The organism is Pseudomonas sp. NPDC007930, assembly GCF_042958985.1.
GTDB lineage: Bacteria > Pseudomonadota > Gammaproteobacteria > Pseudomonadales > Pseudomonadaceae > Aquipseudomonas.
In genome coordinates this window covers 103,242-118,111 of sequence record NZ_JBIBKC010000014.1, presented here as the reverse complement: position 1 = coordinate 118,111, position 14,870 = coordinate 103,242, and the positions used below count along the sequence as shown (strand labels likewise).

14 protein-coding genes and 1 pseudogene are annotated in these 14,870 nt (G+C 64.8%); 8 read left to right on the top strand and 7 right to left on the bottom strand.

What is annotated here, in order from left to right:
• Positions 1 to 144: 144 nt before the first annotated feature.
• A complete protein-coding gene (gene queD / locus ACFZCE_RS22465; RefSeq protein ID WP_390942732.1) occupies positions 145 to 501 on the bottom strand; it encodes a 6-carboxytetrahydropterin synthase QueD in 357 nt (118 codons plus the stop codon).
• A gap of 131 nt (positions 502 to 632) precedes the next feature.
• Here queD and ACFZCE_RS22460 point away from each other — a divergent pair, with 131 nt between their 5' ends.
• The 8 genes and pseudogenes from ACFZCE_RS22460 to wrbA all read left to right on the top strand — a co-directional run bounded on the left by ACFZCE_RS22460 (position 633) and on the right by wrbA (position 8,508).
• Positions 633 to 935 (top strand): PepSY domain-containing protein, encoded by a 303-nt coding sequence (locus ACFZCE_RS22460; RefSeq protein ID WP_390942731.1) that lies wholly within the window; start codon positions 633 to 635, stop codon positions 933 to 935.
• Positions 935 to 1,603: a response regulator gene (locus ACFZCE_RS22455; protein WP_390942730.1), complete on the top strand. Its 669-nt coding sequence runs from the start codon at positions 935 to 937 to the stop codon at positions 1,601 to 1,603. Before ACFZCE_RS22460 ends, ACFZCE_RS22455 begins: the two co-directional genes overlap by 1 nt.
• The gene (locus tag ACFZCE_RS22450) at positions 1,600 to 2,919 is read left to right on the top strand and encodes an ATP-binding protein (protein ID WP_390942729.1); all 1,320 of its coding nucleotides are present in this window, start codon (positions 1,600 to 1,602) and stop codon (positions 2,917 to 2,919) included. The genes ACFZCE_RS22455 and ACFZCE_RS22450 overlap by 4 nt, the downstream gene beginning before the upstream one ends.
• A 63-nt stretch (positions 2,920 to 2,982) precedes the next feature.
• A pseudogene (locus ACFZCE_RS22445) lies at positions 2,983 to 3,804 on the top strand (cache domain-containing protein); the annotation flags it as partial.
• Between the two features lie 36 nt (positions 3,805 to 3,840).
• On the top strand, positions 3,841 to 4,662 hold the full coding sequence (locus ACFZCE_RS22440) for a methyl-accepting chemotaxis protein (protein WP_390942734.1): 822 nt from the start codon (positions 3,841 to 3,843) through the stop codon (positions 4,660 to 4,662).
• Positions 4,663 to 4,751: 89 nt separating this feature from the next.
• On the top strand, positions 4,752 to 5,813 hold the full coding sequence (locus tag ACFZCE_RS22435) for an AI-2E family transporter (RefSeq protein WP_390942728.1): 1,062 nt from the start codon (positions 4,752 to 4,754) through the stop codon (positions 5,811 to 5,813).
• A 117-nt stretch (positions 5,814 to 5,930) separates the two neighbouring features.
• Complete coding sequence (mrdA, locus tag ACFZCE_RS22430; RefSeq protein WP_390942727.1) at positions 5,931 to 7,826, top strand: penicillin-binding protein 2; 1,896 nt, start codon at positions 5,931 to 5,933, stop codon at positions 7,824 to 7,826.
• A gap of 82 nt (positions 7,827 to 7,908) precedes the next feature.
• Positions 7,909 to 8,508: an NAD(P)H:quinone oxidoreductase gene (gene wrbA / locus ACFZCE_RS22425; RefSeq protein ID WP_390942726.1), complete on the top strand. Its 600-nt coding sequence runs from the start codon at positions 7,909 to 7,911 to the stop codon at positions 8,506 to 8,508.
• Between the two features lie 78 nt (positions 8,509 to 8,586).
• Here wrbA and nuoN read toward each other — a convergent pair whose 3' ends face one another.
• From nuoN to nuoI, 6 genes are read right to left on the bottom strand one after another with little or no spacing between them, the layout of a single operon-like run.
• Positions 8,587 to 10,062: an NADH-quinone oxidoreductase subunit NuoN gene (gene nuoN / locus ACFZCE_RS22420; protein ID WP_390942725.1), complete on the bottom strand. Its 1,476-nt coding sequence runs from the start codon at positions 10,060 to 10,062 to the stop codon at positions 8,587 to 8,589.
• A 6-nt stretch (positions 10,063 to 10,068) separates the two neighbouring features.
• On the bottom strand, positions 10,069 to 11,601 hold the full coding sequence (gene nuoM / locus ACFZCE_RS22415; RefSeq protein WP_390942724.1) for an NADH-quinone oxidoreductase subunit M: 1,533 nt from the start codon (positions 11,599 to 11,601) through the stop codon (positions 10,069 to 10,071).
• Positions 11,602 to 11,641: 40 nt separating this feature from the next.
• Positions 11,642 to 13,495 carry an NADH-quinone oxidoreductase subunit L gene (gene nuoL / locus ACFZCE_RS22410; RefSeq protein WP_390942723.1) on the bottom strand — a complete coding sequence of 618 codons (1,854 nt, stop codon included), beginning with the start codon at positions 13,493 to 13,495 and terminating at the stop codon, positions 11,642 to 11,644.
• A complete protein-coding gene (gene nuoK, locus ACFZCE_RS22405; RefSeq protein WP_390942722.1) occupies positions 13,492 to 13,800 on the bottom strand; it encodes an NADH-quinone oxidoreductase subunit NuoK in 309 nt (102 codons plus the stop codon). The genes nuoL and nuoK overlap by 4 nt, the downstream gene beginning before the upstream one ends.
• 3 nt (positions 13,801 to 13,803) lie before the next feature.
• Positions 13,804 to 14,304, bottom strand: a complete 501-nt coding sequence (gene nuoJ / locus ACFZCE_RS22400; RefSeq protein ID WP_390942721.1) for an NADH-quinone oxidoreductase subunit J — start codon at positions 14,302 to 14,304, stop codon at positions 13,804 to 13,806.
• A 9-nt stretch (positions 14,305 to 14,313) separates the two neighbouring features.
• Entirely contained in the window at positions 14,314 to 14,862 is a 549-nt protein-coding gene (gene nuoI / locus ACFZCE_RS22395; protein WP_390942720.1) for an NADH-quinone oxidoreductase subunit NuoI, read from the bottom strand.
• Positions 14,863 to 14,870 lie beyond the last annotated feature (8 nt).

Sequence of the window (14,870 nt, the reverse complement as noted above, 5' to 3'; positions counted from 1 at the left end):
TAGTGTGGGGTTTCCCCATGTGAGAGTAGGTCATCGTCAAGATTAAACACCGCAGAACCCCGGTCGTGAAAACGATCGGGGTTTTGTCTTTTCTGTGCCTGATAAAGCACAAAGAAGCGCCAGCAGGGCTGGCGCTGGTAACACTCAATCGCCCAGGTACTCACACCCGCTGGTGCAGGTTTCATGGATGCGCACCTTCGACAACTCAGGCAACAACGGCTTGAGCTGCTGCCAGATCCACACGGCGAGGTTTTCGCTGGTGGGGTTTTCCAGGCCGGGGATGTCATTGAGGTAATTGTGGTCCAGGCGCTCGTACAGCGGCTTGAAGATGGCTTTGATCTCGGAGAAGTCGCGGATCCAGCCGGTGTGTGGGTCAACCGGGCCGCTGATATACAGCGCGACCTTGAACGAGTGGCCGTGCAGGCGCCCGCATTTGTGGCCCTGGGGCACGTTGGGCAGCTTGTGGGCCGACTCGAAGGTAAACTCTTTGAAGATTTCCACTGTTCTGGATTCCGGGCAGTTCGTTCAAAAACGCTAGTTTAACCCTTCATAGGGGCCAGCGGCAGGAGAGTTCAGCTCTGCTTAAGCCAACCCCGTTAACCTTGCAGGCCAAACCCGAAAGTGACCCGCCCATGCCTCCCTCACACCTCAAGGCCTTGGCGCTGCTGGTATTGAGCAGCGGCGCCATTGCCCATGACCTTAACCAGGACCAGGCCCTCAAACTGCGCCAGCAGGGCGCGATCCTGCCGTTGGAGCAGTTGTTGGCCCAGGCCTTGGCGCGTTACCCCGGCGCGCGGCTGCTGGAGGCGGAACTCGAAGAGGAACACGGGCACTATGTGTACGAGGTCGAGCTGCTCACAGCCCAAGGCGTGGTGCGCGAATTGGATCTCGACGCCGCCACCGGCGAGCTGCTCAAGGATAAGGAAGACGACTGATGCGTTTGCTACTGGTTGAAGACACGGTGGCGCTGGCGGACGAGCTGCAAGCGACCCTGGGCCGCCATGGTTACGCGGTGGATTGGCGCACCGATGGGCGCGACGCGCTGTATCAGGGGCAGGTCGAGCCCTACGATGTGATCGTGCTCGACCTTGGCCTGCCAGGCTTGCCGGGCCTCGAGGTGTTGGCGCAGTGGCGCAAGGGCGGGCTGGCCACCCCGGTACTGGTGCTGACCGCCCGCGGCTCGTGGGCCGAGCGCATCGAGGGGCTGCGCGCCGGTGCCGATGACTACCTGACCAAACCCTTTCACCCCGACGAGTTGCTGCTGCGCCTGCAATCACTGCTGCGCCGCGCCCGTGGCCTGCCCAACCAGCCCACCCTCGACGCCGCCGGCCTGGCCCTCGACGAAGGCCGCCAGGTGGTGCTGCGCGGCGAAGAAGAGTTCAGCCTGACCGCCGCGGAGTTTCGCCTGTTGCGTTACTTCATGCTGCACCCAGGGCAATTGTTGTCGAAATTGCAACTGAGCGAGCACGTGTACGACGGCGAGCGCGAAAGGGATTCCAACGTTCTCGAGGTGCATGTGAACCACCTGCGCCGCAAGCTGGGCCGGGAGGTGATCGAAACCCGCCGTGGCCAGGGTTACCGGTTTATCGGGGCGGGACAGTGAAGTCGATCCAGGCCCGCCTCAGCGTTGGCCTGGCGGCGGTGCTGGTGGTGGTGGGCCTGGCGGTGGCGCAGGTCAGCCTGTGGCTGTTCGAAGCCGGCCTGCAGCGTTACCTCGAGGCGGGCCTGCGCAGCGAGACTGAAAACCTGCTGATTGCCCTGCGCCATGGGCCACAGGGGCTAGAGCTGAACCCCGAGCGTTTGCTGCCGGCCTATGAGCGGCCGTTCTCCGGCCGTTACTTTCGTATCGACAGCCCCAGCCAGCGTTTGCGCTCGCGGTCGCTATGGGACGCCGAATTGCCGCTGCCCGAGCAAGCCGGGCTGAGCACCGGCTGGCGCCAGGGCCCGGAAAACCAGCTTCTGCTGTTATTGAGGGTGGACTACCGGCGCCTGCAGCAGCCGATCAGCATCACCGTGGCCCAGGATTACACCCCAGTGCGGCAGAGCTTCCAGCGTATGCGCCAGGTAGGCTTGGCCACCGGCTTGGCCGCGCTGTTGTTGATTCTGCTGCTGCAACGCATCACGGTGAAGCGCGCCTTGGCGCCGCTGGAGCGGGCCAGGGCGCAAATCGTTCAGTTGCGCGAAGGCCGGCGCAGCCAGCTCGACCCGGGTGCGGCCAGTGAGCTCGACCCGCTGATCGAACAACTCAACCACCTGCTCAGCCACACCGAAGACAGCCTCAAGCGCGCCCGCAACGCCATGGGCAACCTCGGCCATGCGCTGAAAACGCCCTTGGCGGTGCTGCTCAGCCTGGCAGAGCATGAGCGGATCAAGGCAGACCCCACCTTGCGCGCATTGCTGCGCGAGCAACTGCAAACCATTGAGGCGCGGGTGAGCCGCGAGCTCAACCGCGCCCGCCTGGCCGGAGACAGCCTGCCTGGCGCGCGCTTCGACTGCGCCGCTGAAGTGCCCAGCTTGCTGCAAACCCTGGCGCTGATCCACGGCCAACACCTGTCGCTGCAGGCCGCCATCGCCCCAGGCCTGAGCCTGCCACGTGAGCGCGAGGATGTGCTGGAATTGCTCGGCAACCTCCTCGACAACGCGTGCAAATGGGCCGATGCCCAGGTGTTGCTACGCATCGAGGCCACGGCCCAGGGTTACCGCATCGCGGTTGAAGACGACGGCCCCGGCATCGACGAGACCCGCCGTGACGAAGTGCTTGGCCGCGGCCAGCGGCTGGATGAAAGCGTTGACGGGCACGGCCTGGGCTTGGGGATCGTGCGCGATATCGCCAGCGCCTGGGGGGCCGAGCTGAGCCTGGCTGGCAGTGACTGGGGTGGCCTGCGGGTAGAGGTGAATATCCCCGTGCCCAAGGGCTAAACCTTTACCGCGCGGGGCCGATACCCCGGCATCGAATACTTTACCTGCCCCGAGTACACCACCATGCGCCTGAGCCTGAAAGGCAAAGTCCTCACCCTGGCCATCCTGCCGGTCGTGCTGTTCGCTGTTGTGATCAGCGTGTTCTGCGTGTTCGTGCTGCAACAGCAAGCCGAAAAAGAAGTGCAGCAAACCCGTGAGCGGTTGCTCAATGATGCCCGCTCGTTGCTGCAGGATTATGTCAGCATCGGCCTGGGCACCATCAAGCCGCTCTACGACGCGGCCAGCAATGGCGATGCGGCCAGCCGCGAGCAAGCGATCAAAATGCTTTCGCAGGTGACCTACGGCAAGGATGGTTACTTCTTCGGCTACGATTCCCAGGCCGTGCGCCTGTTCAAGGGCAACAGCCCTGACGGCGTGGGCAAAAGCTTCATCGATGCCAAAGACCCGAACGGTGTGTACGTCAACCGCGGGCTGGTCGAGGTGGCCAAGGACAACAGCCACTTCATCACCTACTCCTCGAGCCTGCCCGGCACCTCGGCCCTGGTGCCGAAGCTCGCCTACAGCTACTACCTGCCGAAGTGGGACATGGCCCTCGGCACCGCGATCAACATCGACGGTATCGACGCGCAAGTGGCGGCGTTGAAGGTGCAGATCCACGAACGCCTGCAAGACCTGCTGATGAGCATCATCGGCATCGCCGTGGTGGTGGTGCTGGTGATCGGCGTGGTCGGGCTGTTGTTGTCCAATACCTTGCTGCGCCCGCTGCTGGCGATGAAGGCCAGCCTGGACGACATCGCCAATGGCGAGGGCGACCTGACCCGCCGCCTGCCCGCCGGCGGCCAGGATGAAATCGGCGAGTTGGGGCAGTCGTTCAACCGCTTCGTCGATAAGATCCACCACCTGGTGCGGCAGATCGCCGACATGACCGGCCAGCTCACTGGCCTTACTGGCCAGGTGGCGAGCCAGGCGCAGCGAGCCGAGCAGGCGATGCAGCGGCAACGCCAGGAAACCGATCAGGTGGCTACGGCGATCAACGAGATGTCCAGTGCCGCCCAGGAAGTCGCCCACAGTGCGCAGAACGCCGCCCAGGCCGCGCACAAAACCGACGCCGAAGGCCAGCAGGCGCGCAAGGTGGTCGACGGCAGCGTGCGGCAGATCCACGCCCTGGTCGGCGACATCCGCACCAGCGGCGCCTCGCTCGACACCCTGCAGAATGATGTGCAGTCGATCGTCGGCGTGCTGGCGGTGATCCGCTCAATCGCTGAGCAAACCAACCTGCTCGCGCTCAACGCGGCGATCGAAGCGGCCCGCGCTGGCGAGGCCGGCCGAGGCTTTGCGGTGGTCGCCGATGAAGTGCGCGCGCTGGCCAGCCGGACCCAGCAGAGCACCCAGGAAATCCAAGGCATGATCGACCGCCTGCAGCAGGGCACCGAAGCCGCCGTGGCGGCCATGCGCCGTTCCAGCGACGCCGGTGAGGGCACCTCCGAGCAGGCCAATCAGGCGGGGGTGTCGCTCGACACCATCGCCGGCCTGATCGGCACCATCAACAGCATGAACGCGCAGATCGCCAGCGCCGCCGAGGAGCAAACCGCGGTGGCCGAGGAGATCAACCGCAGCGTGCACCACATCGCCCAGGCGGTGGAACAGGTGACCGAGGAAACCGAGCAAAGCGCGGCCACTTCGCGCAGCCTGGCCAGCCTCGGCGAGCAACTCGGCCGGCTGGTCGGCCAGTTCCGCATCTAACCCGGCGGAAGCGGCCGGGCACTTTGCCCGGCCCCGTGTGGACTAAACAGGGCGGCGCGCATGGACGTGCCCCTTCACACGGAAAGCTCATGAACGCCACTGATCTGCAATACAAAACCCTTCTGCTGTTACTGGTGCTGGTCACCCTGGCCTTTATCTGGATTCTGCTGCCGTACTACGGCGCGGTGTTTTGGGCGGTGATCCTCGGTATTCTTTTTACCCCGCTGCAACGCCGCCTGGCGCAACGCTACAAGTGGTCACGGAAAATCACCTCGCTGGTCACGCTGATCGTGTGCGTGGTGGTCGCGGTGCTGCCGATGGTGATCATCAGCGCGCTGCTGGTGCAAGAAGGTGCCGCGCTGTACAAAAGCATCGAGAGTGGCCAGCTCGACATCGCCGGCTACATCAACCACATCAAAAGCGCGCTGCCGGTGTCGATGCAACACCTGCTCGACCGCGTCGGCATGGGCAACCTTGAAGGCCTGCGCGACCGCATCACCAGTTGGGCCACCGCCGGTGGCCAGGCCCTGGCCAGCCAAGCGTTCTATGTGGGGCAGGGCACCTTCGACGTGATCGTCGGCTTTGGCGTGATGCTTTACCTGGTGTATTTCTTCCTGCGTGACGGGCCGGACTTGATCCGCCGGGTACGCTCGGCCATCCCCTTGGCCGAACAGCAAAAGCGCCGGCTGCAGTTGAAGTTCACCCGGGTGGTGCGCGCCACGGTCAAGGGCAACATGCTGGTGGCGATGGCCCAGGGCGCCCTCGGCGGGGTGATGTTCTGGTTTCTGGGTATTCCGAGCTCGCTGTTGTGGGCGGTGCTGATGGCGTTCCTGTCGTTGCTGCCCGCGGTGGGCGCCGGGGTGGTGTGGGCGCCGGTGGCGCTGTACTTCATGCTCAATGGCGCGCTGTGGAAGGGCGTGGTGCTGGCCTTGTACGGGGTGTTCGTGATCGGCCTGGTCGACAACGTGCTGCGGCCGATCCTGGTCGGCAAGGACACGCGCATGCCCGATTATCTGGTACTGGTCTCGACCCTTGGCGGGATCAGCGTGTTCGGCCTCAATGGCTTTGTGATCGGGCCGCTGATCGCCGCGCTGTTCATGTCGACCTGGAGCATCTTCGCCGCCAACCCCAAACCCATGCAGCTGCCCTGAACCTGAAGATTTCCTCACGTCGGCCACTACGGCACGCTGCTTGAGGCAGAGGCGGGCAAGGGGTAACATCCCCGCCTTTGCGTGGCAGCGGCGCTGCCACACCCATGAGCGGTACCGATGCCCAACCCGATTCCCCTCAAAGACCACGAGACAGAAAAAGGCCTGGTCAACCGGCGGCTGATCGTTTGCGCGCTGCTGGTGTTGATGCTGGCCCTGGCGTTGGTGGGGCGGCTGTACTTCCTGCAAGTGATCCAGTACGCCTACCACTCCACCATTTCCGAGAACAACCGCGTTCACGTGCTGCCGATCCCGCCGGAGCGCGGTATGGTCTACGACCGCAACGGCGTGGTGCTGGCCGACAACCGCCCTAGCTTCAACCTCACGCTGACCCGCGAACGCGCCGGCGATACCCCCAAGGTGCTCGACAGCCTGACCGAGATCCTTCACCTCAGCCCCGACCAGCGCCATGAGTTCGACAAGGACCTCAAGCGCTCGCGCCACCCGTTCGAACCGGTCACGCTGATGTACCAGCTCAATGAAGAACAGATCGCCGAGATCGCCGTGAACCAGTTCCGCCTGCCGGGGCTGGATGTCGAGGCGCAGTTCGTGCGCGAATACCCCCAGGGTGAGCTGTTCGCCCATTCCCTGGGCTATGTGGGGCGGATCAACGAAGCCGAAGCCAAGACCCTCGACCAGACCGAATACCGCGGCACCCAGTCAGTGGGCAAAACCGGCGTCGAGCGTTTTTACGAAAACCAACTGCACGGCCACGTGGGCTTCGAGGAAGTCGAAACCAACGCCCAGGGCCGGGTGATGCGGGTGCTGCGCCATACGGACCCAGTGGCGGGCAAGAGCATTACCCTGAGCCTCGACATCAACCTGCAGCGCGCCGCGGAAAAAGCCCTCGACGGCCGCCGCGGCGCCATCGTCGCGCTAGACCCGACCACCGGCGAGGTGCTGGCGATGGTCAGCGAGCCAGGCTTTGACCCCAACCTGTTCGTTACCGGTATCAGTTTCAAGCAGTACACCGCGTTGCGCGACTCGATCGACCGGCCGCTGTTCAACCGTGTGCTACGTGGGTTGTACGCGCCGGGCTCGACGATCAAGCCGGAGGTGGCCATCGCCGGCCTCGACAGCGGGGTGATCAACGCCGGCACGCGGGTGTTCGACCCCGGCTACTACCAATTGCCCAACTACGACCACAAGTACCGCAACTGGAACCGCAGCGGCGACGGCTGGGTCGACCTGTACTCGGCGATCATGCGCTCGAACGACGTGTACTTCTATGAAACCGCCCACCGCCTGGGCATCGACCGCATGCACGATTACCTCAGCCGCTTCGGCATTGGCCAGAAGGTCTCGATGGACATGGCCGACGAAGCCCCAGGGTTGATGCCCTCCGAGCAGTGGAAGCGCGCCACCCGCCGGCAGCCGTGGTTCCCGGGCGAAACGCTGATCCTCGGCATCGGCCAGGGCTACATGCAGGTCACCCCGCTGCAGTTGGCCCAGGCCACTTCGCTGATCGCCAGCAAGGGCGTGTGGCACCGCCCGCACCTGGCGCAAACCATCGGCGGCCAGCCGGCCGTGGATGAAAACCCGATGCCCAACATCGTGCTCCACGACCCCAACGAGTGGGAGCAGGTGAACCGCGGCATGCAGGCGGTGTTGCACGACCCGCGCGGCATCGCCCGGGCTTCGGCGGTGGGCGCGCAGTACCGCATCGCCGGCAAGAGCGGCACTGCGCAGGTGGTGGCGATCCGCCAGGGCGAGCGCTACAACCGCAACGGCACCGCCGAGCGTAACCGCGACAACGCCTTGTTCGTCGGCTTCGCCCCGGCGGAGAACCCCAAGATCGTCGTCGCGGTGATGATCGAGAACGGCGAGGCGGGTGGCCGCGTCGCCGGGCCGGTGGTGCGCGAGGTGCTCGACGCCTGGCTGCTCGACCAAGACGGCCACCTCAAGCCGCAGTACGCCGAGCCCGCGCCCGCGCCGAACAAACCCCCGCACGTATAAAGCCGGTGGCGGCACCGGCCGCCCCGCGTGTTGTCGAAGCGTAGCCGCGCCACTTCCGGCCGGCTCGATCAGGAGCACGCTCATGGCTAAAGTCCTCGTGTTGTACTACTCCACCTATGGCCACATCGAAACCATGGCCGGCGCCCTCGCCGAAGGGGCGCGCGCCGCGGGCGCGACGGTAGACATCAAGCGCGTACCCGAGACGGTACCGGCCGAGATCGCCAAGAACGGCCACTTCAAGCTCGACCAGGCGGCCCCGGTGGCCACCGTGCAAGACCTGGCCGCCTACGACGCGATCGTGATCGGCACGCCCACCCGCTTTGGCCGGGTCAGTAGCCAGATGGCGGCGTTTCTCGACCAGGCCGGCGGGCTGTGGGCCAAGGGTGTGCTCAATGGCAAGGTGGGCGCGGCGTTCACCTCCACCGGCACCCAGCACGGCGGCCAGGAGACCACGCTGTTCTCGGTGATCACCAACCTGCTGCACTTCGGCATGATCATCGTCGGCCTGCCCTACAGCCACCAGGGCATGATGAACATGGACGAGATCGTCGGCGGCGCCCCCTACGGCGCCACCACCCTGGCCGGCGGCGACGGCTCGCGCCAGCCCAGCGCCATCGACCTCGAAGGCGCCCGCCACCAGGGCGAGCTGGTGGCCAAGACCGCGATCAAGCTGTTTGGCTGAGTCGCTTCCAGGGCCCCTCGGCCAAAACAAAACACCCCGCACAAGGCGGGGTGTTTGTTGTTCAGCAGGGCAGGGCGCTTAGCCCATCAGGTGAAACCCTGCATGCTGCACCAGGTCGATCAGTGGCTGCGGGTACACGCCCAGCACGAAGGCCAGCACGGCCACCGCCAGCAGCATCACCCCACCGGCGCGCTGTTCCCACTTCAGTGGGGCATCGCGGCGCGGGATGTCGGCTTCGCGCAGGTACAGGGTGACCATCACCCGCAGGTAATAGAACACGCCGATGGCGCTACCGATCACCAGCGCGCCGACCATCCACCACAGCTGCGACTGCACGCCGGCGGCGATCACGTAGAACTTGCCAATAAAGCCCGCGGTGAGCGGAATACCGGCCAGCGACAGCATCATCACGGTCAGTACTGCGGTCAGGTACGGGCGGCGCCAGAACAGCCCGCGGTACTCGAACAGCGCGTCGGCGTCACGGCCGTTGTATGGCGAACTCATCAGGGTGATCACGCCGAAGGCGCCCAGGCTGGTCAGCACGTAGGTGGCCAGGTAAACGCCGATGGCTTCGACCGCCAGGCCCTTGCTCGCCACCAGGGCGATCAGCAGGTAACCGAAGTGGGCGATCGAGGAGTAACCCAGCAGGCGCTTGATGTTGCTTTGCAGCACCGCCAGCAGGTTACCGACCAGGATCGACAGCACGGCGATCACCGCTAGCACGGTGTAGACCATGCCGCTGCTGGCCAGGGGCGACAACTGGAACAACCGCACCACCACCGCGAACACCGCCACCTTGCTCGCCGTGGCGAGGAACGCGGCCACCGGCGCCGGGGCGCCTTCGTACACGTCTGGGGTCCACAGGTGGAAGGGCACCAGCGACAGCTTGAACGCCAAGCCCACCAGCATCATCGACAAGCCCAGTTGCGCCAGGCTGCTCGGCTGGCCAGTGCTGGCCAGTACCGAGCCCAGCGCGCTGAAGCTCAGGCTGCCGGCGTCGGCATAGGCCAGGGCCATGCCGAACAACAGGAACGCCGAGCCGGCGGCCGACAGCACCATGTATTTGATGCCACCCTCCAGCGAGCGCTTGTCGAAGAACGCGTAGGCGATCAGCCCGTAGGTGGGCACCGACATCAGTTCGAGGCCGATGAACAGCGACGACAACTGCTGCGCCATCACCAGCACCAGCGCGCCAGCGGCGGCGAGGATGATCAACAGGTACAGCTCTTCGCGGTTGCCCGGGTAGCCGGCGCCGTCGGCGCCCTCACCCAGGTAGGCGTGGGCGAGGGTCACGCAGGCCAGCGTGGCGATCAGCACCAGGGCCATGTACAGCGCGGCGAAGTTGTCGACCTGCAACAGCGTGGTCACGCTGATCGGGGTGATCTTGAGCACCGGCAGGATCGACAGCAGGGCCAGGTTCAGCCCCGCGCACGACAGCAGGAAGGTCATCGAGTGGTTGCGCCGCCAGGCGATCGCCAGCATCACCACGACCGCGGTAGCGCCGGTGATCAGCAGCGGGGCCAGCGCCAGAAAATGTTGAGAAGTCAGTTCCATAGCGCTTTACCGGGCCGAAGCCAATTGAGTGAAGGCAGTGCCGAGCCAGTGCTGCACACCGGCCACGGTCGCGGCGGAGGTGTCGAGGAAGTTCTGCGGGTAGATACCCAGCCAGATCAACAGCACCGCCAGCCCGAGGATCATGGTCATCTCGCGCGCGTCCATGCCGGCCAGCACGCTGTCGGCCTTGGCCGGGCCGAAGTAGGCGCGGTGGATCATGATCAGCGAGTACACCGAGCCGAACACCAGGCCGGTGGTGGCGATCGAGGCGATCCAGGGGGTGGCCTTGAACGCGCCGAGCAGGATCAGGAACTCGCCGACGAAGTTGCCGGTACCGGGCAGGCCCAGCGAGGCCGCGGCGAAGAACAGGCTGATCGCCGGCAGGTACGGGATGCGTGCCCACAGGCCGCCCATCTGGCGCATGTCACGGGTGTGCAGGCGCTCGTACAGTTGGCCGGAGAGGATGAACAGCGCCGCCGCCGAGAGGCCGTGGGCGAGCATCTGGATCACCGCGCCTTGCAGCGCCTGCTGGGAACCGGAGTAGATCGCGATCAGCACGAAGCCCATGTGCGACACGCTGGAGTAGGCGATCAGGCGCTTGATGTCGGTTTGCGCGAAGGCCAGGAAGGCGCCGTAGAAGATGCCGATCAGGCCCAGGGTCATGGCGATCGGCGCGAACTCCGCCGAGGCATGCGGGAACAACGGCAGGGCGAAGCGCAGCAGGCCGTAGGCGGCGGTTTTCAGCAGGATACCGGCCAGGTCCACGGAACCGGCGGTTGGCGCCTGGGCGTGGGCGTCGGGCAGCCAGGAGTGCACCGGCACCACCGGCAGCTTCACCGCGAAGGCGATGAAGAAGCCCAGCATCAGCACGAACTCGGTGCCGGCCGGCAGTTGCGCCTTGAGCAGCTCGGCGTAGTTGAAGGTCAGGATGCCGCTCTGGTTGTAATGCACCAGCACCAGGCCAAGGATCGCCACCAGCATGATCAGGCCGCTGGCCTGGGTGAAGATGAAGAACTTGGTCGCCGCGTAGATCCGGGTGCGCTTGCCGTCGGCCGAGCTGTGGCCCCACAGCGCGATCAGGAAGTACATCGGGACGAGCATCATTTCCCAGAAGAAGAAGAACAGGAACAGGTCGATGGCCAGGAACACGCCGATCACACCACCGAGAATCCACATCAGGTTCAGGTGGAAGAAGCCGACGTGGGCCTGGATTTCCTTCCACGAGCACAGCACCGAAAGCATGCCGAGCAGGCCGGTGAGCAGGATCATCAGCAGCGACAGGCCGTCGAGGGCCAGGTGGATGCTGATGCCGAAGCGCTCGATCCAGCCAACGTGGAATTCCAGCGCCCACTGCGGGGCACCGCCTGGCGCCGGGGCCAGGGTGTAGTCGCCGGTCGCCCACAGCCAGAGGCCGAGAGCGAATTCGAGGGCCATGGTCAGCAGCGCAATGTAGCGCGGCAGGGTGGCGGCACCGCGCTCACCCAGCCAGCACAGCAGGCCGCCGATGAAGGGGATCAGGATCAGCCAGGGCAAAATCATGACGGGGTCATTTCCTTTCGCAAAGTCGCAAGGTTCATGGTCATACCGCAGCCGCTACCACCGCGCCGATCACCAGCACGGCGCCAAAGGCGATGGAGGCGGCGTACCAGCGCAGTTGCCCGGTTTCGCTACGGCTCATGGCGCTGTTGCCGCCCTTGGCCATGGCCGGGATCAGGCCGATGGTCTTGTCGACCGGGTCCTTGCGCAGCAGGTGGCTGATTGCCAGGTAAGGTTTCACGAACAGCTTGTCATACAGCCAGTCGAAGCCCCAGGCGGCGAACCACCAGCGCGACAACAGGCGGCCCGGGCCACTGTTGGCGATCGCCGTGGCGACGCTGCGCTTGCCGAGGAACAGCAAGGCCGAGAGCAGGATGCCAGCCAGGGCGATGGCGCCCGAGGCGATCTCCAGGCTGTGCTGGGCTTCGCCACCGGCATGCCCGGCGCTTTCCGGCAGCACGCCGGCCAGTGGTGGGTGAATCCAGGCGCCGACGAAGGTCGACAGCACGATCAGCACGCCCAGCGGCAGCCAGTGCGAGATGCCATGGCCGGCATGGGCCTCGGTCTTGGCTTCGCCGTGGAAGGCGATGAAGATCAGCCGGAAGGTGTAGATCGAGGTCATGAAGGCGCCCACCAGGCCCGCGTAGAGCAGGTAGGTGTGGCCACTGGCGAAGGCCTCCCAGAGGATTTCATCCTTGGAGTAGAAACCCGCGGTGAGGATCGGCAACGCCGACAACGCCGCGCCGCCGACGATGAAGCTGGTGTAGGCCAGAGGCAGTTTCTTCCACAGCCCGCCCATCTTGAAGATGTTCTGCTCGTGGTGGCAGGCGACGATCACCGCGCCCGAAGCGAGGAACAGCAGCGCCTTGAAGAACGCGTGGGTCATCAGGTGGAAGATCGCCCCCGACCACGCGCCCACGCCCAGGGCAAGGAACATGTAGCCGATCTGGCTCATGGTCGAGTACGCCAGGATGCGCTTGATGTCGGTTTGCACCAGCGCGGCGAAGCCGGCCAGTACCAGGGTGACCGCGCCGACGATGCCGACCAGGTGCAGGATGCCCGGCGCCAGCTCGAACAGCCCGTGGGTACGGGCGATCAGGTACACGCCCGCGGTGACCATGGTCGCCGCGTGGATCAGCGCCGACACTGGGGTCGGGCCGGCCATGGCGTCGGCCAGCCAGGTTTGCAGCGGCAACTGGGCCGATTTACCCACCGCGCCACCGAGCAGCATCAGCGTGGCCAGCACGATCAGCGGGTCGTTGACCTGGAAGTGCGTGGGTGCGCGCACCAGCAGCTCCTGGATGTTCAGCGTGCCCAACTGGTGGAACAGGATGAACAGGCCGATGGCCATGAACACGTCACCGATGCGGGTCACGATGAACGCCTTCAGGGCCGCGTCGCCGTTCTTGCGCTCGCTGTAGTAGAAGCCGATCAGCAGGTAGCTGCACAGGCCCACGCCTTCCCAACCGAAGTAGATGAACAGCAGGTTGTCGCCCAGCACCAGGAACAGCATGCTGGCGATGAACAGGTTGGTGTAGGAGAAGAACCGCGAGTAGCCGTTTTCACCGCGCATGTACCACGAGGCGAACAGGTGGATCAGAAAACCCACCCCCACCACCACGCCGAGCATGGTCACGGCCAGGCCGTCGAGGTACAGGGTGAACTGCGGCGCGAAGCCGTCGACGTTCATCCAGGTCCACAGGTGCTGGGTGAACACACCACCGGGCGGTGGGGCCATGTTGAATTGCCAGATCACGTAGGCCGCGACCAGGGCCGATAGCCCCATCGAGCCGACACCGATGGCCGCCGAGGTGTTCTCGGACCAGCGGCCACGGGAAAACGACAGCAGCAAAAAGCCCACCAGGGGGAAGACGAAAGTCAGGAAAAGTAGGTTCATCCGCGCATCTCGCTGGCTGCATCGATATCGAGCGTGTGGAAACGGCGATACAACTGGATCAGGATCGCCAGGCCGATACTGGCCTCGGCGGCCGCCAGGCTGATCACCAGGATGAACATGATCTGCCCATCCGGCTGGCCCCAGCGGCTACCGGCCACGATGAACGCCAGTGCCGAGGCGTTCATCATGATTTCGATGCTCATCAATATGAAAAGGATGTTGCGCCGCACCAGCAGGCCAATCAGGCCCAGGGTGAACAGCACACCGGCGACGGCGAGGCCGTGTTCCAATGGAATGGCAGGCATGGCTTACTCCTTGGCCTCGTTGCGCCCAATGTGAAAAGCCGTGACCACGCCCGCGAGCAGGAGCATGGAAGCCAGTTCGACCACCAGCAGGTAAGGCCCGAACAGGCTGATGCCCACGGCCTTGGCGTCGATGGTGGTAGTGCCGATGGCGGTGGCGCTGGGGTGGCTGAACAGCACCACGCCCAGTTCCAGCAGCAGCAGGGCGCCCAGCAACATGGGGCCGGCCCAGATGCCTGGCTTGAGCCAGGCGCGTTCCTGTTCCACCTGTTCACGGCCCAGGTTGAGCATCATCACCACGAACACGAACAGCACCATGATGGCGCCGGCGTAGGCGATCACCTCGAGGATGCCGGCGAACGGCGCCCCCAGGGAGAAGAACGTCATCGCGATGGCGATCAGCGAGATGATCAGGTACAGCAAGGCATGCACGGGGTTGGTGTTGGTGATCACCCGCAGGGTGGCCAGCACTGCGACACCGGATGCGAAGTAGAAAGCGAATTCCATCATTCGTCCTTAAGGCAGCAGGCTCTTCACGTTGATCGGTTCGGCTTCGTTCTGCGCGGCGCCTTTCGGCTTGCCGGCCACGGCCATGCCCGCGACGCGATAGAAGTTATAGTCCGGGTTCTTGCCGGGGCCAGAAATCAGCAGGTCTTCTTTTTCGTAGACCAGCTCCTGGCGCTTGTACTCGGCCATTTCGAAATCCGGCGTGAGCTGGATCGCGGTGGTGGGGCACGCCTCTTCGCACAGGCCGCAGAAGATGCAGCGCGAGAAGTTGATGCGGAAGAACTCCGGGTACCAGCGGCCGTCGTCGGTTTCAGCCTTTTGCAGTGAGATGCACCCCACCGGGCAGGCCACGGCGCAGAGGTTGCAGGCTACGCAGCGCTCTTCGCCGTCGGGGTCGCGGGTGAGCACGATGCGCCCACGGTAGCGCGGCGGCAGGTACACCGCCTCTTCGGGATACTGCAGGGTGTCGCGCTTGCGGAAACCATGGCCGAAGACCATCACCAGGCTGCGCAGCTGGGTGTAGGTACCGCTCATGATGTTGCCGATGTATCTGAACATGATTTAGC